This window comes from Agrobacterium sp. 22-3639C2 (genome assembly GCF_053522105.1).
The window spans coordinates 673,313-695,931 of the sequence record NZ_JBNWDB010000002.1; the positions used below are offsets into that span (position 1 = coordinate 673,313).

Here is a 22,619-nt window from a genome sequence, read left to right on the forward strand (position 1 = left end):
CCCGCAGGCATGACCTGCGGGTGCTGCCGTCCACCGCATTTATTCGACCGGTCAGCTTTTTGGCAGGCCGGGTGGGTTGGTTCTCGATTCCGGCAAGGCCTCTTCCGAAAGCTGCCAGCGTTCCAGTATCTTCGCGTAAGCGCCGCTCTTGATCAGATCGTTGGTGGCGAGCGTCAGCGCATCGGCCAATCCCGAACCCTTGCGGGTGGTGATGGCGACATCCGAACGTTCCGGCCAGCCGGCGGAGAGTGTTCCGACACGCTTGATGGTCTTGTCACGCGCGGCGATGAAGACCAGCTGCGCATGCGGCTGGACGATCACATCCGCCCGCCCGGCAGAAAGCGCGACAAGCCGGGTGGCCTCGTCGTCATAATATTGCAGCTCGAGCGGTTTTAAACCGGCAGCTACATTCTCGTCATTCCATTTCAGCAGAATACGCTCCTGATTGGTGCCAGCGCCGACGATGATCTTCAGGCCCGCTGCATCCTTCGGCTCATTTATGGCGGTGATGCCGCTGTCGGACTTCACGAAAAAGCCGTGCAGGCCCTGACGATAGGTGGAGAAGTCGAACTTCTCCTTGCGCTGCTCGGTCACCCCGACATTGGAGATGACAGCATCGTATTTGCCGGAGGCAAGCCCCAGCGGCCAGTCGGCCCAGGCGACAGCAACCAGCTCAAGCTCAAGGCCGAGACTATCAGCCACCGCAAGCGCATAGTCCGGATCGGCACCCACCACGGTCTTGGCGTCCGTCGCATAGGTCGCGAGCGGTGGTCCGCCAGGTGCAACCGCGACCGTGAGTTTGCCCGGGGTGATGAACTTGAAATCTTTCGGGATGGCGGCAATCGCTGCGGGGTCTTTTTCTACCCTGATCCGGCCAGGCTGGTCTGGCGAAAGATCGAAGACATCAGTTGCGAAAGCCGACCCGAAAGCGGCGATAGAGAGAAAAACGCCGAACGTGACTGTGGCAAGACGAGAGGTGAGTGCCATTCTGGCTCCCCGATAAAATGGATTGCGGGACGGAGGTAGCGCGGACGGGAGGAGGCCCGCGCTACCGGCTGAGTGATGTCCCACCTTCAACTCAGCTTTGTGGAAACTCAGCTTTCTGGCAGCAAACCAGCACTCAGCTCTTGGGCAGACCGGGCGGATTGGTCCGGGATTCGGTGATGGCTTCCGAACCGAGGTTCCAGCGGGCGAGAACCTTGCCGTAATTGCCGTTCTTGATCTGGGCGTTCAGTGCCGCCGTGATGGCTGCGGCAATTCCGGCATCCTTTTTGGAGGCAACGGCGATTTCCGCCGCTTCGGGCCAACCGCCGGAGAAGGTACCAACGAGCTTGGTCTTCTTCTGGCTTGCTGCCTGGAAGGCTGACGTCGCATTGGGGCCGAGATAGGCGTCCGCGCGGCCGGATTGCAGGGCGACATCGAGCACGGCCTGATCGTCGTAATATTGCACATCGGTGTCGGCCAGACCCTTGGCCTTGTTGTCCTTGATCCATTTCAGCAGGATCTGCTCCTGATTGGTGGCAGCGCCGACGATAACCTTCAACCCGGCAACATCCTCGGGCTTGCTGATGCTCGTCACCTTGCTGTTGCTGCCCACGTAAAAGCCGAGCAGGTCGTTGCGGTAGCTGGAGAAGTCGAATTTTTCCTTACGGGCTTCCGTCACCGTGATGTTGGAGGTGACGGCATCATATTTGCCGGAGGTGAGGCCCAGCGGCCAATCGGCCCAGGCGATGGGAACTAGCTGAAGTTCAAGGCCAAGACTGTCAGCAACCAGCTGGGCGATATCCGGCTCCACGCCAATAGGCGTTTTTGTATCGCTGGCATAATCGACCAGCGGCAGCCGAAACGGCACGGTCGCGACCGTCAACTTTCCATCCGCGACGAACTTGTGGCCAGCGGGCAGAAGCTTGATCGCTTCTTCCACCTTCTCGGCGCGCACTCGCCCCTTCTGCTCCGGCGACAGGTCGATTTCCTGCGCATGCGCAGCCGGTATCAGCGCGGTGGTAGCGGTGAAAAGACCGCCTGCAAGCAACGACAATAATTTCGATGAAAAAGCCATGCGAGTGTTTCCTTTGTTGTTTTGATTAGAGAACTTTTGCGAGGAATTCGGCGGTGCGGGGATGTTCCGGGCTGTTGAACACCTGGTCCGGCGTGCCTGTTTCGATGATGCGGCCCTGTTCCATGAAGACGACCCTGTCGGAGACTTCACGGGCAAAACCGATTTCATGGGTAACGATGATGAGCGTGACGCCGGAGCGGGAAAGCTCCTTGATAACATCAAGCACTTCGTTGACGAGTTCAGGATCGAGCGCGGATGTCGGCTCATCGAACAGCAACACCTTCGGCCGCAACGCCAGCGCCCGGGCGATCGCCACGCGTTGCTGCTGACCGCCGGAAAGCTGACGGGGATAAGCGCCAGCTTTTTCGGCAAGGCCGACGCGAGCCAGAAGATCGCGCGCCTCGGTCTGCGCCTGCTCTTTCGATATGCCACGAACGGCTATGGGTGCTTCGATGATGTTTTCAAGCGCGGTCAGATGCGGGAACAGGTTGAAGCTCTGAAACACCATGCCCACTTCGGCGCGGCGCTTGAGGATTTCCCGTTCCTTCAGCTCATAAAGCGTATCGCCCTTTTGACGATAACCGACCAATTCACCGTCTATGGCGATAAAACCGTCATCGACACGCTCGAGATGGTTGATGGAGCGCAGCAATGTGGACTTGCCGGAGCCGGATTGGCCGAGAATGGTGGTAACACTGCCTGCCGGAATGGAAAGGCTGATATCATCAAGCACCTTCAGCGACCCGAAGGATTTCGAAACGCCATGAATATTGACCGACCCGCCACGATTTCCGAGCTGAAAGCTCACGGCACGGGCAGGCACCGAACGCTCGGGCCTTACGGCTGTCGTGGCCACCGTTTCCACGGCTTCAGGCAAGGGTTTGCGCGGCAGGAAGGTGCGGTAAATCGTGGCGAACAGTGACGACGGCGGATTGCGCAGTGCACCGCGTGAAAAATGCCGCTCGATATGGTGCTGCACGATCGAAAGCGCCGTCAGTATCACCAGATACCAGACGGTCGCGACCATCAGCAGCGGGATCACTTCCAGATTTCGGCGATAGATGATCTGGATCGTGTAGAACAGCTCCGGCAGGGCAAGGATATAGACCTGCGAAGTCCCCTTGGCGAGGCCGATGATGTCGTTGAAGGCGGTGGGCAAGATGGAGCGCATCGCCTGCGGCAGAACAATGCGGGACGCCTGCCGCCGCCGGGGAAGGCCGAGTGCTGCGGCAGCCTCAAGCTGCCCCTGATCAACCGAGAGAATGCCGCCACGGACGATTTCGGATGCGAAGGCGGCCTGATTGAGCGTCAGCCCCAGAACGGCGGCCGCAAACGGCGTCATCAGCTGCGTGGTATTCCAGCTGAAGAAGTTGATGCCCGTATAGGGCACACCGATCGTCACGGTCTCATAGAGATAACCGAGGTTGTTGAGGATCAGCAAAAGCACGATCAGCGGAATGGATCGAAAAATCCAGATATAGGTCCAGGATACGGCAACCAGCAGTGGCGAGCGTGAAACGCGGGCAAGCGCCAGCAGCGTTCCCAGCGCGAAGCCGAGCACCGCACCGAGCGCGGTCAGCAGCAGCGTCCGTCCTAAGCCGACCAACACCGGTTCAGCGAAAAACCATTCCGCAAAGACATCCCAGCCCCAGCGCGGATTGCCGAAAACGGAATGCAGAACGGCCGCAATGATGAGTACGGAGAAGACTGTTCCCACGGTCCGCAAGGGGTAGCGGGCCGGCACGATGCGGAAATGGGAATACCCACCCTTGATCGGTTCACCCTTCTGGTCGTTCAATGCAACATGCGGAAAATCAGAGGCTATCGTCATCTGAAAAAGCCTTTCACGGGTGGGCCGGGGAAGAATGCGGCCGGGCCGCCGGTATCGAAGCGCCTTCCGCAACGGAGGCGGAGGCGCTATCGGCAAGCCATTTTTCGAAAGGCAGCGACCTGATCGTTTCAGGATCGGCCGACGTATCGAACAACGCGCGATAACCGTTGGTGAGATATAGGCCGACCGCTTCCGGCTGGCGGAAGCCCGTGGTCAGATAGACACGGGCGTAACCCTGCCGGATCGCCTGCCGCTCCAGCTCCTGAAGCACTATTTTGGCAAGCCCCTGCCGACGGTGGGCCGAATGGGTCCAGACCCGCTTGAACTCGGCGGTTTCCTCGTCGTAGCGCATGAAGGCACCGCCGGCGATCGCCTTGCCGCCACGCAAGAGCAGCAGGAAATTGCCCGACGGCGGGCTGAAAGCCTCCGGCGGATATTTGTTAAGTTCCGCCTTGGCGCCTTCCGCGTTGAAATATGTGCCGTAGCGGCTGTCATATTCGAACAGCAACTCCTCCAGAAGCGGAGTTGCGAGCGGATCCTTGACCGATGTGTAGAGAAAACTGTCGCTCATCTCATTGTCCTAAACTCGTTGCATCAGGAGAGGTATGCTTCGGCCAGGCGCACCCAGAAGCGTGCCGCAGGCGCAATGATCGCATCGTTGAAATCGTAGTGAGGGCTGTGCAGCGGCGCGCTGTCGCCATTGCCGACGAAGAGATAGGAGCCCGGCCGCTCCAGAAGCATGAAGGCGAAATCCTCGCTCGCCGTACGCGGCTGAAAGCCTTCTGCAACCTGTTCGGCTGGAAAATGCCGTTTGGCGACGTCGCGGGCAAAAGCTGTCTGCCTGATGTGATTGATGACGGGGGGGAAGCCACGGGAGTAGGTGACATCGGCGCTTGCGCCGAAGCTTTCCGCCTGTGCTTTGGCAAGGGCGGGAAGCCGCTCCTCCAGTCTGTCGCGCACGGCGGGCGAAAAGGCCCGCGCGGTAATCTGCAGTTCGACACTCTCGGGAATGACGTTGGAAGCAGTTCCGCCATGGATGGAGCCTACCGTCAGCACCGCCATGTCTCGCGGGTCGACATTGCGCGAGACGATGCTCTGCAAGGCGGTGACGAAGCTTGCCGAGGCAAGAACCGGATCAACCGTTTCATGCGGCGCCGCCCCGTGCCCGCCCTTGCCGATGATCCGAACCTTCGCCTTGTCGACGGAGGCCATGGCAGGCCCTTCGACAAAGCCGAATTGTCCGGTTTCGACACCCGGCCAGTTGTGCAGCCCGAACACGGCATCGACGGGAAACCGCTCGAAAAGCCTGTCCTTTATCATCGCTCTAGCACCCGCACCGATTTCCTCGGCGGGTTGGAAAATCAGCGTCAGCGTGCCGGAAAAACTCGATGTTTCAGCTAGATAACGGGCAGCGGCGAGCAGGATAGTCGTGTGACCGTCATGACCGCAGGCATGCATCACACCCTGTGTCTGGCTGGCATAGGCAAGACCGGTTTCCTCGACGATGGGCAGGGCGTCGATATCGGCGCGGATACCCAGACGCTTGTCACCATGACCACGTTTCAAGGTGGCGACGACGCCATGGCCCCCGACACCCTCGGTCACCTCATATCCGAAGGAGAGGAGATAACGGGCAACGAGCGCCGCCGTGCGCTTTTCCCCAAGAGAAAGCTCCGGATGTCGGTGAAGATCGTGCCGGATGGCGATGCTTTCCTCGATGAAGGCAAGGATTCCCCGTTCGGCGTCGTCCTGCGGACGCGCACCGTCAATGCGGATATTCATGGTTCTGGTCTCCTGCGCTGCGCTTTACCCGCACAGCACCTTGAAATTCTCTCCGGGCGGCAATGGCTGCCGCCCGACCCCGCTTTTATGCGATCGCCTTGTTGGAACCGCTTTCAGCGTGGGAATAGATGCTGTCCTTGAAAGGCAGGCCAAGATGCTCACGCAGCGTTGTGCCTTCCAGATGCGGTTCGAAATATCCGCGCCGTTGCAGCACCGGTATGACGAGGCGGATGAAATCATCCAGCCCTTCGGCAATCACCGGGAAGCCCAGAATGAAACCGTCGGCCGCATCGTGCTCCACCCAGCGGATGATCTCGTCCGCCACCTTGTCCGGAGTTCCGATGAAACCTTCGCGCGGGGTCGCCGCCTCCAGCGCCGCTTCGCGCAACGTCTGGCTCTTTTCCTTCGCACGGCGCTTGATGCGGTCGGTCGTTGAACGGAAGCTGTTCTTGCCGATCTCGCCAAGTTCGGGGAAAGGCTCATCCAGCGGATAGACACTGAAGTCGTGGTGGTCGAAGAAACGGCCGAGATAGGCGAGCGCATCCTCTGTCGTGATGAGGTTGCGGATGATGTCGTATTTTGCTTCCGCCTCCTCCTGCGTCTCGCCCACAATCGGCCCGATGCCAGGGAAAATCTTCACGTCGGCTGCGGATCTGCCCTGCGCGACAGCACTCTGCTTCACGCGCTTGAGGAATGTCTGGTTTTCCTCGAGCGACGCAGAATTAGTAAAAACGGCGTCGGCATGTTTACCCGCAAGCCCGATACCGGCATCCGAAGACCCCGCCTGGAAAATCACCGGCTGCCCCTGCGGCGAACGCTGGATGTTCAGCGGGCCTTCCACCTGGAAGAAGCGACCCTTGTGGCCGAGCGTGTGGAGTTTTTGCCTGTCGAAGAACTGTCCCGTCTCGCGGTTACGCACGAAGGCATCGTCGTCCCAGCTGTCCCACAGGCCCTTGATCACCTCCAGATATTCATCGGCGATCTCGTAACGCAGCGCATGTTCGGGATGGTTGCGGCTGTAGTTCTTCGCCGTACCTTCGAGTGGCGTCGTCACTGCATTCCAGCCGGCCCTGCCACCGCTCAGAAGATCAAGCGAGGCGAACTGGCGCGCGATGGTGAAGGGCTCGCTGTAGGAGGTCGAAACCGTGCCGGCAAGACCGATCTTCGAGGTGACGGAGGCGAGCGCCGAAAGGATGGTCAAAGGCTCGAACCGGTTGAGGAAATGCGGAATGGACTTGTCGTTGATGTAAAGCCCGTCGGCAACGAAGGCGAAGGCGATGCCGGCGGCTTCTGCCTTCAGCGCGTTCTTCCTGAAGAAATCGAAGTTGACGCTGGCATCAACAGGGCTTTTCGGGTGCCGCCAAGCGTTCATGTGCCCGCCGGGGCCCTGGAGCATGATGCCGAAACGGATTGTCTTTTTCGTCATGTCATTTCCTCCTGAGGACAAGTTCACGCGGCCCTGGAAAGGCGGTGTGTGGCCAGCAATTCGATCGAGGCGAGCCTCTGATCGGCCCCCACATGCGGCGGTTCCACGATGAATTCCTCGATACCGTGCTCATCGGAAAGCGCGCGCAGCGCATTGTGAATATCGTCCGGCCCGCCATGCAGGACGTTGGGCTTACGCTCCTCGATGCGATAATCGGTATCGCCGGACTGGCGGGCAAATTCTTCCGCCTGTTCACGGCGGCCAAGGTTGAACGCCTTGCCGTCGCTCAGGAACACCCGGTAGATGCGCTGACCTTCCACCTGCCGCGCCGCGTGGTCGGGATCACTGGCGGCAAAGACGGAGAGGGCAAGGATCGGCGCCCTTCCGCCGCTCTCCTCACGGAAAGCCGAGAGGCTGCTGCGAAGAACCTCCGGATCACCATTGAGGTGGCCGGCAAAGACGAAATTCCATCCTTTGGAAGCTGCAAGCCTTGCGCTTTCCGGACTGGCACCGAGCAGAAACCGTTCCACCGCAACCGGCGGCACCGGTGTTGCCTGCAACCCGGCCTGCGCATGCCCCTGCGGCGCGGCACCGGAGAGAAACGTGGTAAGCTCACCGAAAGCCGTTTCGAAATCCGGCTTGCGGGCGGGATCATAGGCCTGCTGTAGGGCAGACGTCGCAAGCGGCAGCCCGCCCGGTGTCTTGCCGACGCCGAGATCGACCCGACCGGGGGCGAGCGACGACAACACGTTGAAAACCTCGGCAACCTTGTAGGGGCTGTAATGCTGCAGCATCACGCCGCCCGAGCCGACGCGGATACGAGAGGTCTTCGCCAGAATCCATGCAACCAGCGCTTCCGGCGCGGAACCGGCAAGCTCCGGCGAATTGTGATGTTCTGCCACCCAGAATCGGCGATAGCCCAGTTCTTCGGCGCGTTTGGCGAGATTGATCGTGTCGCGGAACGCGCTTGCCGCGTTCTCACCCGTTGGAACAGGGCTCTTGTCCAGCAAACTGAGAGTATACATCATCACCTCGCATGTCTTTTGATGCATACTTTGTCTACTGATTTTATACAGTAATAAAGGACGTTCGTTCCACGTTGCGACGCGATCAGAGAAAATATTGTTTCCCGCTATGGTTTCGGCAGGCGTCTTTGGCAAAGCAATCCGAAACGATGAGGAAACAGGGCGAAAAACGATGGTGTAAAGCCGCTTTGTGCATCGAGCCGGGACGAAACGGACTTGCGCGGGAATTCGGTAAAAACTACTTAGTAAGTTGAGAACACCATAACCCGGCACTCAGAAGGTGCTGGCCCTCTTTGCGGATCATGCGATGTTGACCAAAAAAGGCAAATACGGACTGAAGGCTCTTGTCGATCTGGCGCGGTTGCCCCAGGGCGAGACCGCCTTTGTGACCGAGATTGCAACCCGCAACAATATTCCGAAAAAATTTCTGGATACTATTCTTCTGGAACTGCGCAACAGCGGCATTCTGCGTTCCAAGAAGGGACCGAATGGCGGTTATTCGCTGTCGAAAATGCCATCGGAAATCATGATCGGGCAGGTCATCCGCACGCTGGACGGGCCCTTGGCACCCATCCGCTGTGCCAGCCGCACCGCTTTTGAAGCCTGCGACGACTGCGACGATCCCGAGACCTGTCAGGTCAGGGTTTCGATGACGGACGTGCGGGACGCCATCGCAACAATCCTGGACAATATGACGCTCGCACAATTCGTGGCAAAAGGCGGACAAGACGCGCAATTTATTCCGGCAGGCGAATAAGCGCCGTTTACTGTCGGCGCAGATCGTCGCCCAGGGTCGCAATCAGCCCTGATTCGCTTGCACCATCGATAAGTCCGAGACGGGCCATTAGAATTTCCAGCGTGATGGCATTGTTGCGGACAGAGCGAAAGGTCACGCTTTCCGCCCCCACCTGCGCCGCATCGATATTGGCCGCGAGGCGGGAAATCTGTGCCTTCAGCAATTCGATTGCGAGAAATATTTCGCCGATAAGGGGGCGCGCATCACCTTCCTCGGCCAATCTGTCAATCAGCAACGCTGAAAGCTCACGCTGTTTCTCACCCAGAGCCACGGCGGCCTTCAGAAGGGTGAAAACGGAGGCTGCCAGATTTCCAGCGCCCTGCGCAAGAAACGCGACCTGATCGGCGCGCAGCAGGCCGTCCCATGATGTATCCGGGCGATTGCGAAGAACAACGAGCACGGCCTGCCCTGCCGCGTTGACTGCCGGGACAACGATCCAGTCTGCATCTGAGGTAACAGATCGGGCAATGTCATCGGGCAGCCGCAAGCCATAGTCGTCGCCAGTCAACAGAACCGCCTGATCCACGCCGGCGTCAGATGAGGCAAGCGCAAAAGTCTCACCAAGATCGAGGCGGGCGAAGAGGGTTATGCGCTGCTCTTCGCTACCGGCGTTCCTGATGAATTCGAGCGCCGTGAAGTGTTCGGCAAGCGCATGCGCCGCCTCCGCATCCGCCGCGGAAATAATCGAGAGAGCTTGCGAGAGAACGTCGTTTGTGATGTCCGCCCCGCCCAGATCGTTTGGAACGGAGAGGGCGAGAAGGCCGGAACGGGCAATCCGCGCGTGGATTTGTGCGGCACTTTCCACCGCGCATTTTTCGGCAATCGTCCGGGCAACGGTCAGTACATCCCCATCCGCGCCGAGACGCGGAGACACGAAACGAATTCTTTCGCCGAGCGGCGTGACAGATCCCATGCTCAACTCCCTCAAAGAATGACCCAGTGAAAGCGCCGGAAAGGCCGGAGCTCAGTCCAGCGAATGATAACGGCCGTTTTGATAGACCAGCGAGTGACCCGATCCGATGCGGATCGCCTCCACCTTGCCGATGATGATGACGTGGCTGTGGCGCTCGATCGCCTCCTCGATTGTGCAATCGATCGCGGCAACGGCGTCCTCGAGGATGGGCGCGCCGCTCGCCAGACGGGTCCATTCCGCGCCGCGATAACGGTCCACACCTTTCAGACCGCCAACACCGGCAAACTGGTTGGCGATGAACTGATGGTTCGGGCCGATAATATTCACCGCCAGATGGCCGAAGCGCTGCACCACAGGCCATGTGGAGGAGGAGCGGTTGAGCGCAACCAGAATTCTTGGCGGATCGACCGACAGGGCTGTGGCGGATGTTACCGTAGCACCCGTGCGCGCATCACCCTCGCCCGCCGTAATGACGCTGACACCGCCGCCCAGCGTCCTGAGCGCCGCCTTAAGGCTATCGGCATCCGGCGCCTTGCCAGAGACGGGATCGCGGAGATTGATGAATTGTTGATCCTTGGCCGCATATTGCAATGTCATCGATCGCTCCTGAAAACAGCTTGTTGCTCAATAGTTAGCAGCGGCGGCGGGGCGTGAAATAGACATCGTTTTCCATAATACTTATATTCTATGGAAATAATGTTTTATATGCCGCTCTCCTGTGAACGCTCCGCCGAATGACGCCCATAGGAAAGGCTAACCGGAAGGGGGTCGCCCGCCTTCCGGCGATTGATCACGAGCCGGATACCAGCTTGACGTTACCGCCGTGGCCGCCGCCGCCGAAAACCTGTTTTGTGCCGAAAGACGAACGGATCTGATTACGTGGCCCATCAAGCCCGATTTCCGGAAACAGCAATTCGGATAGACGATAGGCTTCCTCCAGATGCGGATAGCCCGATGCGATGACGGTATCGATGCCCAGCGCCTGATACTCCCGCAGCCGTGCCGCAACTGTCTTCGGCGAACCCACCAGCGCGGTGCCGGCGCCAGAGCGGACAAGACCGATTCCCGCCCACAAGTTCGGAGAGACTTCAAGCTGGTCACGCCGGCCATTATGCAGCGCCCGCATCCTTGCCTGACCGACCGAATCCGACGCCTTTAAGAAGGCCTCCTGAGCGGAAGCGATGGTTTCGTCGGAAAGCTTGGAAATCAGTTTGTCCGCATCGGCCCAGGCCTCCTCATCGGTTTCGCGCACGATGAAATGCAGGCGAATGCCGAATGTCACTTCTCGCCCCTTTTTCGCTGCGGCGGCGCGAACCTTGGTGATTTTTTCCGCCACCTGTGCCGGCGGCTCACCCCAGGTCAGATACTTGTCGGTGATACCGGCCGAGAACTCGATCCCGGCATCGGAGGAGCCGCCGAAATAAAGCGGCGGACGCGGTTCCTGCACCGGTGGCAGGCCGAGCCTGGCACCCTGTGCCTTGATATATTTGCCGTCGAGATCTCCCTTGCCAGTTTCGATCAACGAATTGAACACCTGGAAGAACTCGTCAGCGTGGTCGTAACGCTCGTCGTGCGGCAGGAAGATGCCATCACCAGCCAGCTCCTGCGCGCTGCCGCCAACGACGATGTTGAGAAGCAGCCGACCATGGGAAACACGGTCCAGCGTGGAGGCCAGCCGCGCATAATAGGCCGGCGAGGCAACGCCCGGACGGATGGCGACGAGGAATTTCAGTTTCTCGGTATAGGCGGCGAGATTGGCCGCGAGGATGAAGGATTCCTCGCAGGCGACGCCGGTAGGAATAAGCACCCCGGAATAACCGAGCCGATCCGCAGCCTGCGCTATTTCCCGGAAATAGCCGGGATCGGCGGGACGTGACAGATCGTCGGAGCCAAGATAGCTGCCGTCGCCTGAGGTGGGTATGAACCACAGAAAATCGAGTGGTTTGTCAGCTGTACTCATCGACAGGTCCTTTGCAATCCGCCCATCGGGCAATTCGGCTTGGTACTAAAAGGGTAGCCAATTCCCCGCCGCGTTTAAGAAATTTTGTTCCAATTTCCGTGCCGCAAGGAGAGTTTATCTCCGCTGGGAAATAGGTCTGGGAAGCGAAAACAAACCTTTCGCCTCCCTGTGTCAGAGGACCGGATAAAGTCCGAGCATCGCGAAATTCATTTCGTAAATCTCTTCCCGCTCAAGGTCGAGATCGCTCTTTTCCCGCTTGATACGACCGGAATGATCCAGCGGCTGGAGCCTGCCCTCATCATCCCCTCGCGGCCTACGCCTGGCCAGACCGAACAGATCGACAGTAAACGCATGAAGTCCCTGCGGCATGTGCGCCTCCTTTGGTCAATTCGCTCTATCCTCCGGCGAGCGCCCAGATTGGTCAATATTTTCCATAAAATTACTATTCTATAATTGGCGGATTGCCGGCAAACGTGGACTAAGGTTGCGGCAGCGGGAAAAATTCCGTTTCGAACCGCCAATAAAGGGGTCATCGCAATGGCGTCGACGCGATGGCCGCTCAAAGCACGGACTTGGGACGAAAAGACTATAGAGCGCCGGCATCACCCTGCAGCAGCGCACCGTGCAGAACGGGTGATCCGCGCTTCCTCGATCTGCTGGCCTTGATTTCGGACGCCGCTTTCAGGCGTGCGAAAAGAGCATAGCCCTCGGACCACCGGCCGAAACCGGCGGCAATATTGATGTGTCCAACGGAGCCGAGATTGACGATATCGCTTCCCCAGTCAGCAGCGGTGCGGGCTAACTCGTCCGGATTCATATAGGGGTCGTTCATGCTACCTACGACGAGACTGGGGAAGGCGAGCGGCGACCGAGGAAATGCGCCGAAGCGGACGATGCATGGATGCATTGCCTCCACTCTGTCGAGATGGGCGGGCGCCACCAGAAGCGCACCCCTGATTTTGCTGGCCACGGGTCGTGTCGCCATATTGGCGACAAGCAGGCAACCCAGGCTGTGGGCGACAATATAGGCGCTTTCGGTTGCGGCGAGCGCCGCTTCCAGACGCTCAAGCCAGTCTTCAAGAACCGGGCATTCCCAATTCTGCTGATCGACCAGCTGCGCCTCCGAATCTTCCAGCAGCCAGTGCCGCTGCCAATGCCCCTCATCCGAACCGTTGAGGCCGGGGACAATCAAGGTGGTACACATGCCTACTCCGTGGTTTGCGGGCGGGGTGTGCCAAGAATGGTGAATTTCGCAATTTTAGTCGACTATTGCCTTGCTCAGCTTTTCCGAACTCGAGAAAAATCGATCCACGCAATTCCATTCTGGCAAAAAATACGTCCTCGGCGGCGGGCCGCAAAACTGCACATGTGGAATCATTGCCTAAAATATTTTCCATAGAAAATATGTTCTAATTGAGCAAAAGACGCGGAAAGCTTTTCCTCTGCCGCATCCGAAAAGAAACGCCGCTGCTTGGCCGTGCCGCCGCCGGTTTGTCATTCTCGCACTATCGGAGACCTCAACCTCCCGAACCCCAAAATGGCAGATGCCGAGCCTCGGCAGGGCCATTCCACCGCGACATAAAGCGAAAATTCAGGCGGATAATGTGAGCAGCACGAGCGAATTTCTCTGGTACATCCCCAATGACGTCAAACCCGGACATCGGGGCGACGCCGTCAGCGAAAACCACAACAGCCTCGATACTTTAACTACCCATGCCAGGGCGCTGGAAAACCATGGCTGGAAGGGCGCGTTGATCGGCACCGGCTGGGGGCGTCCGGATACCTTTACGGTTGCGGCGTCGCTTACCGCGCGTACCACCACTTTCGAGCCACTGATCGCTATCCGCCCCGGCTACTGGAAGCCGGCCAATCTCGCATCGGCCGCCGCCACGCTCGATCAGCTTTCTGGTGGCCGGGTACGAATCAATGTCGTTTCCGGCCGGGACGAGCTTGCGGCCTATGGCGACGAAGAAGGCGATCAGGCGCAGCGTTATGCGCGCACGAAGGAGTTCATGCGGCTGGTGCGGCGGCTCTGGACTGAGGAAAACGTCACTTTCGATGGCGAGCATTTCCGGGTCAAGAACTCCACCGTCTCGCCGCGCATCAGTGAGAGTGCCGGCCGGCCACATCCCAAACTTTATTTCGGCGGCGCGTCCGAGGCCGCCGAACAGGTTGCCGCAACTGAAGCCGATGTCCAGCTCTTCTGGGGCGAACCGCTCGCCGGCGTGCGCGAAAGGATAGAACGTCTCAGATATTTCAGTGAGACCCTCGGCCGTGACCTGCCGCCGCTGCAATTCGGTCTGCGGATCACCACGCTGGTGCGCGAAACCACGGCTGAGGCTTGGCGCGATGCGGAAGCAAAGGTAGCGGAGATGGCTGCTAACAATGGCGTGCGCTGGAACGATCATCTGCAAGGTGTCGCAGTCGGCCAGCGCCGCCTGCTGGATCTGCACACGCAGAGCGATGTGCTGGACGACAATCTTTATACCGCACCCGGCAAATTTGGCGGAGGCGGTGCCGCAACGACATGGCTCGTCGGTTCGGCGGAAGACGTCGCCGCGTCGCTGCGCAAATACCGCTCGCTTGGCATCACCCATTTCGTGCTTTCCGACACGCCCTATCTTCAGGAAATTGAACGGCAGGGCGACAAGCTGTTGCCGCTACTCCGGGACTGATGCGGGCGGCGTCAACATGGGCGGCCTGCCAAACAAAGCCGCCCATGTCTTCTACGGTCAGCCGCCGACAGCCTTGATGCTCTGACGGCCGAGGATAGTTCGGATCATGTGGCTTTGCGGCGCATGCGCCCTTGCCGTTATGGCGTCGCGGTGATGCCGCTCGAGATTATAATCCCGGCGAAGGCCGCGATTGCCGCCAAGCTCCAGCGCCAGATCCGTCACCGCCACCGCATTGTCGATCACCACATGACGAACGGCGAGCGCATCCGTGCCTACCTTCTCACCCGCATCGATATCACGCGCGACGGAGCGGAGCAGACGCCTGTTGGCCGCAAGAAGCACCTCGATCTCGCCCAGACCTTCCTGAATACGGGGAATGGATGACAGCGGCGCGCCGAGGCTTGCCGGAACATGGCCTGTCAGATGGCGCAAGAGGGCGTCACGCGCCGAAAGCGCGACACCGTGATAGACGGAGGCCAGCAGCACGAAGAAATTGTAACCGTCCGCCTCATCCCGCCGCAACGGCTCGTCCGCCGGCTGTTCGGCAACGATATCGGCGAGCGGCACCCTCACATTCTCAAGCAGGAGATCGTCGCTGGCGGTGGCATACATTCCGGTCGCTTCCCATGCCTTTTCCCGGCCGATGCCCGGCGCATCGAGCGGGACCAGAAGCTGGATCAGGCGCGGCACCTCTTCCGTCGTGACGGCAAGTACAATCGCCCATTTCAGACCCGGCAGGCCGGTGACGAAGCTCTTGCGGCCATTGACCACCCAGAAATCGCCCTCGATCCGCGCCGTCGTTTCCGGCAGGCCGCCATGGGCCGGGGAACCGATCCCCGGCTCTGCCTGCGCATTGTTCAGAAGCGCCCGCTCCCTGTTATTGGCGGCCAGCACTTTTGCCGCGAGATCTGCCGGCCACCTGCCGCGCCGGATGGCAGCATGAACGCTGTAATGCATGGCAAGGATAAGGGCGGTTGACGGATCACCCTTGGCAATGGCGGCGATGACGGCATGCGCGGTTTCCATGCCCTCCCCCCAGCCACCGTCCTTTTCAGCCGTCACGAGACCAAGCAGGCCAGACTTGAAAAGCGCCTCGAAATTACCGGCGGCGAATTCGCCGCTTTTGTCATACTCCGCCGCAGTCAGGCTGAAATCTTCGGCGAGCGCGGTTGCGATGGCGACGGGATTCAAGTGCTGCTCCGGGCTCGGAACGGCGGATAAAGCGCCGCTCATGCCACCGCCCTTTCACTGGTCGTGACGAAACGGTCATCGATCCACGCAGCGAGATCGAAGTCGTTTTCAAGGAAACCCCATTGATGCAGGAAATCCTTGTAATGGCCGACGGCGGCGACGAGGTCTGCATCGAGGCCAAGACCTAGATGGCGGTGGACATCCGGGCCGTTGGCGGCCAGAACCTGCTCTTCGGTCGCACCCGCCTCGCGCGCGATAAAACGGCGGGTCTCTTCCGGATGCTGCTCCGCCCAGAGCGAGGCTTTGGCAATGGCGGCAACCAGCCGCTCCACCAGATCGGGGCGCTCATCGGCAAGTCGTCCGTCAACTGTCAGCACGCGGGGAGAGCCGGAGTTGATACGTATCTTCGGGTCGGGGTGAAAACCGAATTCCGCCACTTGCACGGCGCCGATCAGGTTCGCGGCGGCGATACCGGCAGTACCCTTGACGAAAATCGCATCGACCTCACCCCGCAACAGCGCGATGATCTCCTCACCGAAGGATTGTCGCCGCTTCAGGCCGAAAAGGGATGGTCCCTCCTGTGTCGCCAGCACGGAATCCTTGATCACGATATCCTTCAGCTCGATATCCTCGACCCTCAGCCCCTCCAGCGAAAGCGCCGAAACGATGCCCTTCAATGCTGTCGCTCGCATGAAATCGACAATCCCATCAGGTCTGCGCGGCACACCGAAACGGCGGCCGACGAGATCGGCAAGCGAGCGGATACCGTTTTCCGGAAGGGTGATGATCGCCTGGAACTCATCGGTCCAGGTAATGCCGATAAGACGCGTATTGCGCCCTTCCGAGCGGGCGCGGATAGGGGGCACATTACCGCCGTGGCGGAAGGACCATTCCAGCGTGTGGTTGAAATGGCTCTGCCGCACAGAACGATCCGGTGAATCGATGATGGATTTCAGCGATATCCCCACATCCTCAAAGGTCTGCGCGAGATAACCGAGCTGCGCCGCAAGCCCCACGGGCGTGGGCACCGGGCAACGTGTGTACCAGATTTCAGAAAGTGTCGTGCTCATGGCTTTGGCCTCGATGAAAACGATGACACCAGAAAGCGATGCTGCGGTGCCCGTCGACGAAAGGGAGATGTCCCTGCCCGCCGCAAACGGCGGGCAGGGTCTGGCGAGACGATCAGGATGCCGCAATATGCGCGAAGGCGAGGCTGCCCGCGACGCCTTCTGCACCGATCGTGTGATCGGCAATGCGCTTGTTGAAGATGGTGATTTCAGGTGCCGCAACGATGTCGATGGCAGGAACGTCATCGACGAGGATCTGCTGTATTTCCTTCCATTGCGCGACGCGCTTGTCCGGATCGATCTCGACAGCGGCAGCTTCCAGCAGCGCATCCACCTTGGGATTGCTGTAGGCGGCGCCATTTGAGAAGGGAACACCCTTCTTGAAGTTCTTGGACCAGTAGAGCCGCTGCACACCGACTGTCGGGTCGAAGAGATTGCTCATGCCCTCATAGGCAAAGTCGAAATCACGATCCGTATAGATGCGCTTGGTGTAGGTGGCGAAATCCTGCGTCCGCACCGTCACATCCACGCCGACCTTTGCCAGTGCCTGGCGAATATAGTCCGCGCCACGCGGATAGGCCTCGGTGCTCGGCACATAGTCCAGATTGAGCTTGAAACGGATGCCATCCGCACCGCGCTTGTATCCGGCCTCATCCAGCAGCGCTTCCGCCGGCTTCAGATCGATCGGATAGGTCTTCAGATCGTCCACGAACCATTTCGTCAGCTTCGGATTGATCGGTCCGGTAATCGTCGCACCATAACCGAAATTGACCGTGTTGAAGATGACGTTACGGTCAATGACATGCGCGAAGGCGCGGCGGACGCGGACATCCTTGAACACATCCTTCTCGAGGTTGAACTCCACGCGGCTGATCGAATTGGTATATTGATAGCCATTGGTCTCGAAGCCGAGGCTCGGCAGCTCCTTCAGCCGGTCGAGATCGCTATAGGCGACCGGCGTGCTGGGCGCGAGATCGATTTCACCGGTTTCGATGGCAATCGCCCGGGCCGAAGCATCAGGAATGAAGCGAACAATCAGCTTGTCGAGATAGGGGCGCGGCGCATCCCAATAATCGGCATTACGCTCAAAAACGATATGGCTGCCGCGCACCCATTCCTTGAACTTGAACGGGCCGGTGCCAACAGGCGCGAGATTGATGGGATTTTCGGTAACTTTCGTGCCTTCATAAAGATGCTTGGGCACGATAGGCGTTTCAGCAGCGGCAAGCGCCGTTATCAGATACGGCGCAGGCTTGGAAAGAACCAGCACGGCCGTCAGATCATCCGGGGTCTCGACACTGGTGAGGTTCAGGAAGGTATTGCGCCCGCGCGGATGCACTTCCTTGATGGTGTTGATGGAGAACGCCACATCGGCAGATGTGAAAGGCTTGCCGTCATGCCATTTTACACCGGGTCTCAGATTGAAGGTGTAACGCAGGCCATCGCCGCTGACATCCCATGATTTGGCCAGGAGCGGCTTGGGATTGAGGTCGAAATCATAGGTCAGCAGCCCTTCGGTGACCTTGGGCGATATGTAGACGGAATTATAGGCCGTGTGCGCGATCGTCGTCAGAACCGGCGGCTCCGATGAGATGAGCAAAGTGGCCGTTCCGCCGCTTGCCGGCTCTGCTGCGTTGAGCTTCAGCCCCGGCAACGACACCACGCCAAGCGCCACCGACGCCAGCAGAAATCCGCGGCGCGTCGTCTGGTTGAAAACAGTCATGCGATACCTCTCCTTAATTGAACCGGCGAAAAACCGGCAAAACTGAACGGCCGCGCTTGGGAAGAAGTTTGTTCCGCAGACGAGAGTGAGATTGGCATGAAGCACCAACCATTCTCATAAATAGGAATTATCTTTTCTTTATGGCGCATTTTTCCGTAAGTTTCAGAAAATAATTCTATTACTCTTTGACAAATTCCATAAAATTAGTCAACTAATACCAACGCCTTTACGGGCCGATTTCATGTTTTCAAGCGAATGGACTGGAGCCGATGTCGAATTCGAAACGGATTTTATCGCAGGCAAGGCGGGTGGCCATTCAGGCCGTCCCGACGGTTCTCGGTATCGTCATCCTGAACTTCTTCCTGCTGCAGCTGGCGCCTGGTGATGCGGCTGACGTGCTGGCCGCGGAAGCGGGTTCGGCGACCGTCGAGACCATGGCCGAAATTCGCTCACGCTTCGGGCTCGACCTGCCGGTCGTCCATCAGCTCATGAACTATCTCGGCAATCTGGCCCAGTTCAGCCTCGGCTTTTCACCCCGCTACGGCATGCCGGTCGCCGATCTTATCGGCCAGCGATTGCCCGGCACGCTGGCGCTGATGGGAGCAGCACTTGGCATTGCGATTTTCGTCGGCGTTTTCCTCGGCTCCATCATGGCGCTCTTTTCCGGCAAGCTGCCGGACCGGATCATTTCGATTGGCTCGCTAATCTTTTATTCCGTGCCGGGCTTCTGGATCGGCCTGATGCTTATCCTCACCTTCTCGGTCAAGCTCGGCTGGCTTCCGTCTGGCGGCGACAGCACCATCGGCAGCAGCCTCACCGGCCTCGACGCTTTTCTGGACAGGCTGCGCTATATCGTTCTCCCCGCCCTTTCGCTGGCGCTTTATTTTCTGGCGATTTATGCCCGCCTCACCCGCGCGGCGATGCTGGAAGTCAAATCCCAGGACTATGTGCGCACGGCACGGGCAAAAGGCGTTTCACCCTTCCGGCTCACCACACGCCATATTCTGCGCAACGCGCTCATCCCGATCACCACCATGGCCGGCATGCATATTGGCGGCCTGCTGGGCGGTGCGGTCGTGGTGGAGACCGTCTTCAGCTGGCCAGGCCTTGGCCGTCTTGCTTTCGAGGCCGTCATGGCCCGCGATTTCAGCGTGCTACTCGGCATTCTGCTTCTCTCTTCTCTTGTCGTCATCATTGTCAATGCCGCCGTGGACCTGTTGCAGGCATGGCTCGACCCCCGCATCGGAGAAAGCCGATGAATTCCTCCCAGACATCAGCAGTTCTCGACGCGGCCGAACTCAGTGCCGAAGAGAGCAATCCCAAACCTAAAAAACCTGAAGAAAAGGTCTGGCCCTATATTCATGCGCCGGACGCGCTTTCAGCCCGCTCCGTCTCCGTGCCGCGGCGCGGCTTGCGGCGGGAACTGAAGATTTTCCTGACCAATCCCAACGCCATCGTTGGGCTGCTGTTTCTTGCCACCGTCCTCATCGCCGCTGTCACGGCCCCGCTGATCTATCCGGGCGATCCGCTGGAAATGGTGGCCCGCCCCTTCCTCTGGCCCGGCCAGAATCCAGCCTATCCGCTCGGCACCGATTCCATGGGGCGTGATGTGCTGGCAGGCATCGTGCATGGCGCACGCATCTCGCTCACCGTCGGTGTCGTCGCCACCCTGATCGGGCTGACGATCGGCATAACAATCGGTGCTTTCGCCGGTTATTTCGGTGGCGTCATCGACGATATTCTCGTGAAGATCATCGAGATCTTCCAGACATTGCCGAACTTCGTGCTGCTGGTGGTGCTCGTCGCCATTGCCCAGCCTTCGGTCACCACGGTAACCTCGGCAATCGGCATCATTACCTGGCCACTTGTTGCGCGCCTGACCCGCGCCGAATTCCGCGCCATCCGCGAGAAGGACTATGTGCTTGCCGCACGAAGCCTCGGTTATGGCCATGCGCGTATCGTGTTTCAGGAAATTCTGCCCAACGCCCTGCCGCCGATCATCGTCACCTCCTCCGTCATGGTGGCGGGTGCGATCCTCATGGAAGCAGCCCTTTCCTTCATGGGACTTGGCGACCCCAACCGTGTTTCCTGGGGTTCGATGATCGGGTCGGGACGCGACGTCATTCGCACCGCCTGGTATCTGACCGCCCTTCCCGGCCTCGCCATCGTCTTCACCGTCATTTCGCTGAACCTCATCAGCGACGGTCTCAACGATGCGCTCAACCCCCGTTTTTCGGAGGAACGCCGATGAGCAAACTTATCGAAGTCCACGATCTTTCCGTCAGCTTCGGCTCAGCCCAACCGGTCAAGGGCGTCAGCTTCGATGTGCAGTCCGGCGAAATGCTTGCAATCGTCGGCGAAAGCGGCTCGGGAAAATCGCTGACTGCGCTCGGCCTGATCGGCCTGTTGCCGTCGCATGCAAAAACCGGCGGGCGTGTTCTGCTCGAAGGCCGCGATCTGCTGCCGCTTTCCGAGCGGCAATGGCGCGGCATTCGCGGCCGCGATATCGGCATGATCTTTCAGGAACCGATGACATCGCTGAACCCGGTCCTGACGGTGGGCGAACAGATCGTCGAGGTGCTGCGCATCCATGAAAGGATCGACAGGCACCAGGCGCGCAAACGCGCCATCGAGCTTCTGGACCTCGTCAATATTCCCGACGCCCAGCGCCGCGTGGACGATTATCCGCACCAGCTTTCCGGCGGCATGCGCCAGCGCGTCATGATCGCCATCGGCGTTGCCTGCAATCCCAAACTGCTGATCGCCGACGAGGCGACGACCGCGCTCGACGTGACGATACAGGCGCAGATCCTGCAGCTGCTCGACAATCTGCGCCGCGATCTCAACATGGCCGTCATCCTCATCACCCACGATCTTGGCATTGTGGCGCAATGGGCCGATCGGGTCATGGTCATGTATGCCGGCCGCAAGGTGGAAGAAGGATTGCCTGAACCGGTTTTCTCCAATCCTTACCACCCCTATACGCGCGGCCTGCTGGCTGCCTCTCCGCGCGCCGAAGACGGCCAGCATTATCGCGACGGGCCACTCATCGAAATTCCGGGTTCAATCGTTTCCGCCACGGGGGAGCGCGGCTGCGCCTTCCGGCCACGCTGTCCGAGCGCCCGCGGTTTCTGCGGGCAGTTCGTACCGCCGCTGAGGCTCGTCTCGGAAGGCCGCTACGCCGCCTGCCCCTTCGTATCCCCCACATCCCAAGAGGTATCCGATGACGCTCTTGTCAGTGCATAGTCTTTCCACCCACTATTCGGGAGGACGCGGAACAGTCCGCGCCGTCGACGATGGGTCGCTCGACATCGAGGCGGGCGAGACCGTGGCGCTGGTGGGTGAATCAGGCTGCGGCAAATCCTCGCTCGGCAAGTCGCTGATGCGGCTGGTGGAGCCCACTTCCGGCAGGATCACCTTCAAGGGCGCCGATGTCACGGCGATGTCGTCGTCGCAGTTGCGCGGCATCCGCCGCCGCATCCAGATGATTTTTCAGGACCCATTCGCGTCGCTCAATCCACGCCAGACGGTGCGAACTATCCTTACCGGGCCGTTGAAGGTGCACGGCATTGGCGACAGGGCGCAACAGCGGGAGATCGTCGAGGCGATCGTCGCGCAGGTGGGTCTGCCACCGGATGCACTCGACCGCTATCCGCACGAGTTTTCCGGCGGCCAGCGCCAGCGCATCGGCATTGCCCGGGCGCTCGTTCTCGAGCCGGAACTGGTCGTCTGCGACGAGCCTGTCTCGGCGCTCGATCTTTCCATCCAGGCGCAGATCCTCAACCTTCTGGTGGAGATGAAGAAACGGCTTTCTTTGTCCTATCTCTTCGTATCCCACGACCTTTCGGTCGTACGCTATTTTTCCGATCGCGTTCTCGTCATGTATCTCGGCAAGATCGTGGAAAGCGCGCCGACCGCGGAGCTTTGGGCCTCGCCGAAACACCCCTATACCCGTGCGCTTCTCGCAGCCGTTCCCGATCCCGCGCGCCGCAAGCAGGCAGCGCCCATTTCCGGCGACCTGCCGAGCCCCCACAACCCGCCATCCGGCTGCCGGTTTCACACCCGCTGCCCGCTCGCCACCGATCTCTGTCGCGAAAAAGCGCCGGATTACACCCTTTTCGGCAAGAACCACGCCGTGGCTTGCCACCATGCCCAATAAACTGAAGGAGCA

At 59.6% G+C, this 22,619-nt stretch carries 21 protein-coding genes; 6 read left to right on the forward strand and 15 right to left on the reverse strand.

The features are described 5' to 3' along the window. Positions 1-51: 51 nt before the first annotated feature. From ACQZ6D_RS10735 to ACQZ6D_RS10765, 7 genes are all read right to left on the reverse strand, one after another. Positions 52-987 (reverse strand): ABC transporter substrate-binding protein, encoded by a 936-nt coding sequence (locus ACQZ6D_RS10735; RefSeq protein WP_035199520.1) that lies wholly within the window; start codon positions 985-987, stop codon positions 52-54. Positions 988-1,120: 133 nt separating this feature from the next. After that, positions 1,121-2,059 (reverse strand): ABC transporter substrate-binding protein, encoded by a 939-nt coding sequence (locus ACQZ6D_RS10740; protein ID WP_065662550.1) that lies wholly within the window; start codon positions 2,057-2,059, stop codon positions 1,121-1,123. A gap of 25 nt (positions 2,060-2,084) precedes the next feature. Beyond that, positions 2,085-3,890, reverse strand: a complete 1,806-nt coding sequence (locus ACQZ6D_RS10745; RefSeq protein ID WP_081308480.1) for an amino acid ABC transporter permease/ATP-binding protein — start codon at positions 3,888-3,890, stop codon at positions 2,085-2,087. A 13-nt stretch (positions 3,891-3,903) separates the two neighbouring features. Continuing rightward, positions 3,904-4,461, reverse strand: a complete 558-nt coding sequence (locus ACQZ6D_RS10750) for a GNAT family N-acetyltransferase (RefSeq protein ID WP_003511088.1) — start codon at positions 4,459-4,461, stop codon at positions 3,904-3,906. 23 nt (positions 4,462-4,484) lie between these two features. After that, positions 4,485-5,672 (reverse strand): M20 aminoacylase family protein, encoded by a 1,188-nt coding sequence (locus tag ACQZ6D_RS10755; protein ID WP_013761660.1) that lies wholly within the window; start codon positions 5,670-5,672, stop codon positions 4,485-4,487. 85 nt (positions 5,673-5,757) lie between these two features. After that, positions 5,758-7,098, reverse strand: a complete 1,341-nt coding sequence (locus ACQZ6D_RS10760) for an LLM class flavin-dependent oxidoreductase (RefSeq protein ID WP_111803463.1) — start codon at positions 7,096-7,098, stop codon at positions 5,758-5,760. 23 nt (positions 7,099-7,121) lie between these two features. Next, a complete protein-coding gene (locus ACQZ6D_RS10765; protein ID WP_162995259.1) occupies positions 7,122-8,126 on the reverse strand; it encodes an LLM class flavin-dependent oxidoreductase in 1,005 nt (334 codons plus the stop codon). A 304-nt stretch (positions 8,127-8,430) separates the two neighbouring features. Between ACQZ6D_RS10765 and ACQZ6D_RS10770 the strand changes: the two genes are divergently transcribed. Further along, positions 8,431-8,880 (forward strand): RrF2 family transcriptional regulator, encoded by a 450-nt coding sequence (locus ACQZ6D_RS10770; protein WP_003511094.1) that lies wholly within the window; start codon positions 8,431-8,433, stop codon positions 8,878-8,880. Positions 8,881-8,887: 7 nt separating this feature from the next. On the opposite strand, the gene ACQZ6D_RS10775 is transcribed toward ACQZ6D_RS10770, so the two are convergent. The 5 genes from ACQZ6D_RS10775 to ACQZ6D_RS10795 form a co-directional block, all read right to left on the reverse strand. Beyond that, the gene (locus tag ACQZ6D_RS10775; protein WP_127966147.1) at positions 8,888-9,832 is read right to left on the reverse strand and encodes an acyl-CoA dehydrogenase family protein; all 945 of its coding nucleotides are present in this window, start codon (positions 9,830-9,832) and stop codon (positions 8,888-8,890) included. A 51-nt stretch (positions 9,833-9,883) separates the two neighbouring features. Beyond that, on the reverse strand, positions 9,884-10,429 hold the full coding sequence (locus ACQZ6D_RS10780; protein WP_003511097.1) for a flavin reductase family protein: 546 nt from the start codon (positions 10,427-10,429) through the stop codon (positions 9,884-9,886). Between the two features lie 193 nt (positions 10,430-10,622). After that, positions 10,623-11,792, reverse strand: a complete 1,170-nt coding sequence (gene ssuD / locus ACQZ6D_RS10785) for an FMNH2-dependent alkanesulfonate monooxygenase (RefSeq protein ID WP_127966146.1) — start codon at positions 11,790-11,792, stop codon at positions 10,623-10,625. A 171-nt stretch (positions 11,793-11,963) separates the two neighbouring features. Then, positions 11,964-12,161 carry a hypothetical protein gene (locus ACQZ6D_RS10790; protein WP_019564753.1) on the reverse strand — a complete coding sequence of 66 codons (198 nt, stop codon included), beginning with the start codon at positions 12,159-12,161 and terminating at the stop codon, positions 11,964-11,966. Between the two features lie 217 nt (positions 12,162-12,378). Next, on the reverse strand, positions 12,379-12,996 hold the full coding sequence (locus ACQZ6D_RS10795) for an alpha/beta hydrolase (protein ID WP_013761667.1): 618 nt from the start codon (positions 12,994-12,996) through the stop codon (positions 12,379-12,381). 400 nt (positions 12,997-13,396) lie between these two features. Between ACQZ6D_RS10795 and ACQZ6D_RS10800 the strand changes: the two genes are divergently transcribed. Continuing rightward, positions 13,397-14,467, forward strand: coding sequence for an LLM class flavin-dependent oxidoreductase (locus tag ACQZ6D_RS10800; protein WP_448729918.1), 1,071 nt, complete (start codon positions 13,397-13,399; stop codon positions 14,465-14,467). 57 nt (positions 14,468-14,524) lie between these two features. Here the strand turns inward: ACQZ6D_RS10800 and ACQZ6D_RS10805 are convergent, their stop codons facing one another. The 3 genes from ACQZ6D_RS10805 to ACQZ6D_RS10815 form a co-directional block, all read right to left on the reverse strand. After that, entirely contained in the window at positions 14,525-15,700 is a 1,176-nt protein-coding gene (locus tag ACQZ6D_RS10805) for an acyl-CoA dehydrogenase family protein (RefSeq protein ID WP_333704447.1), read from the reverse strand. Continuing rightward, entirely contained in the window at positions 15,697-16,728 is a 1,032-nt protein-coding gene (locus ACQZ6D_RS10810; RefSeq protein WP_065704525.1) for an ABC transporter substrate-binding protein, read from the reverse strand. Before ACQZ6D_RS10810 ends, ACQZ6D_RS10805 begins: the two co-directional genes overlap by 4 nt. Before the next feature lie 112 nt (positions 16,729-16,840). Further along, a complete protein-coding gene (locus ACQZ6D_RS10815; protein WP_448729919.1) occupies positions 16,841-18,448 on the reverse strand; it encodes an ABC transporter substrate-binding protein in 1,608 nt (535 codons plus the stop codon). Between the two features lie 269 nt (positions 18,449-18,717). On the opposite strand from ACQZ6D_RS10815, the gene ACQZ6D_RS10820 reads away from it, so the two are divergent. From ACQZ6D_RS10820 to ACQZ6D_RS10835, 4 genes are read left to right on the forward strand one after another with little or no spacing between them, the layout of a single operon-like run. Then, a complete protein-coding gene (locus ACQZ6D_RS10820) occupies positions 18,718-19,707 on the forward strand; it encodes an ABC transporter permease (protein ID WP_026330697.1) in 990 nt (329 codons plus the stop codon). After that, positions 19,704-20,699 carry an ABC transporter permease gene (locus tag ACQZ6D_RS10825; protein WP_003511114.1) on the forward strand — a complete coding sequence of 332 codons (996 nt, stop codon included), beginning with the start codon at positions 19,704-19,706 and terminating at the stop codon, positions 20,697-20,699. Before ACQZ6D_RS10820 ends, ACQZ6D_RS10825 begins: the two co-directional genes overlap by 4 nt. Continuing rightward, positions 20,696-21,694 carry an ABC transporter ATP-binding protein gene (locus ACQZ6D_RS10830; protein ID WP_065659601.1) on the forward strand — a complete coding sequence of 333 codons (999 nt, stop codon included), beginning with the start codon at positions 20,696-20,698 and terminating at the stop codon, positions 21,692-21,694. The genes ACQZ6D_RS10825 and ACQZ6D_RS10830 overlap by 4 nt, the downstream gene beginning before the upstream one ends. Then, a complete protein-coding gene (locus ACQZ6D_RS10835; protein ID WP_448729920.1) occupies positions 21,672-22,607 on the forward strand; it encodes an ABC transporter ATP-binding protein in 936 nt (311 codons plus the stop codon). The genes ACQZ6D_RS10830 and ACQZ6D_RS10835 overlap by 23 nt, the downstream gene beginning before the upstream one ends. Positions 22,608-22,619: the final 12 nt, after the last annotated feature.

Excerpts from the sequence above, each read along its gene's own strand:
- ACQZ6D_RS10735 (WP_035199520.1), bottom strand. The coding sequence starts at position 987 with ATGGCACTCACCTCTCGTCTTGCCACAGTCACGTTCGGCGTTTTTCTC.
- ACQZ6D_RS10740 (WP_065662550.1), bottom strand. The coding sequence starts at position 2,059 with ATGGCTTTTTCATCGAAATTATTGTCGTTGCTTGCAGGCGGTCTTTTC.
- ACQZ6D_RS10745 (WP_081308480.1), bottom strand. The coding sequence starts at position 3,890 with ATGACGATAGCCTCTGATTTTCCGCATGTTGCATTGAACGACCAGAAG.
- ACQZ6D_RS10750 (WP_003511088.1), bottom strand. The coding sequence starts at position 4,461 with ATGAGCGACAGTTTTCTCTACACATCGGTCAAGGATCCGCTCGCAACT.
- ACQZ6D_RS10755 (WP_013761660.1), bottom strand. The coding sequence starts at position 5,672 with ATGAATATCCGCATTGACGGTGCGCGTCCGCAGGACGACGCCGAACGG.
- ACQZ6D_RS10760 (WP_111803463.1), bottom strand. The coding sequence starts at position 7,098 with ATGACGAAAAAGACAATCCGTTTCGGCATCATGCTCCAGGGCCCCGGC.
- ACQZ6D_RS10765 (WP_162995259.1), bottom strand. The coding sequence starts at position 8,126 with ATGATGTATACTCTCAGTTTGCTGGACAAGAGCCCTGTTCCAACGGGT.
- ACQZ6D_RS10770 (WP_003511094.1), top strand. The coding sequence starts at position 8,431 with ATGTTGACCAAAAAAGGCAAATACGGACTGAAGGCTCTTGTCGATCTG.
- ACQZ6D_RS10775 (WP_127966147.1), bottom strand. The coding sequence starts at position 9,832 with ATGGGATCTGTCACGCCGCTCGGCGAAAGAATTCGTTTCGTGTCTCCG.
- ACQZ6D_RS10780 (WP_003511097.1), bottom strand. The coding sequence starts at position 10,429 with ATGACATTGCAATATGCGGCCAAGGATCAACAATTCATCAATCTCCGC.
- ssuD (WP_127966146.1), bottom strand. The coding sequence starts at position 11,792 with ATGAGTACAGCTGACAAACCACTCGATTTTCTGTGGTTCATACCCACC.
- ACQZ6D_RS10790 (WP_019564753.1), bottom strand. The coding sequence starts at position 12,161 with ATGCCGCAGGGACTTCATGCGTTTACTGTCGATCTGTTCGGTCTGGCC.
- ACQZ6D_RS10795 (WP_013761667.1), bottom strand. The coding sequence starts at position 12,996 with ATGTGTACCACCTTGATTGTCCCCGGCCTCAACGGTTCGGATGAGGGG.
- ACQZ6D_RS10805 (WP_333704447.1), bottom strand. The coding sequence starts at position 15,700 with ATGAGCGGCGCTTTATCCGCCGTTCCGAGCCCGGAGCAGCACTTGAAT.
- ACQZ6D_RS10810 (WP_065704525.1), bottom strand. The coding sequence starts at position 16,728 with ATGAGCACGACACTTTCTGAAATCTGGTACACACGTTGCCCGGTGCCC.
- ACQZ6D_RS10815 (WP_448729919.1), bottom strand. The coding sequence starts at position 18,448 with ATGACTGTTTTCAACCAGACGACGCGCCGCGGATTTCTGCTGGCGTCG.
- ACQZ6D_RS10820 (WP_026330697.1), top strand. The coding sequence starts at position 18,718 with ATGTCGAATTCGAAACGGATTTTATCGCAGGCAAGGCGGGTGGCCATT.
- ACQZ6D_RS10825 (WP_003511114.1), top strand. The coding sequence starts at position 19,704 with ATGAATTCCTCCCAGACATCAGCAGTTCTCGACGCGGCCGAACTCAGT.
- ACQZ6D_RS10830 (WP_065659601.1), top strand. The coding sequence starts at position 20,696 with ATGAGCAAACTTATCGAAGTCCACGATCTTTCCGTCAGCTTCGGCTCA.
- ACQZ6D_RS10835 (WP_448729920.1), top strand. The coding sequence starts at position 21,672 with ATGACGCTCTTGTCAGTGCATAGTCTTTCCACCCACTATTCGGGAGGA.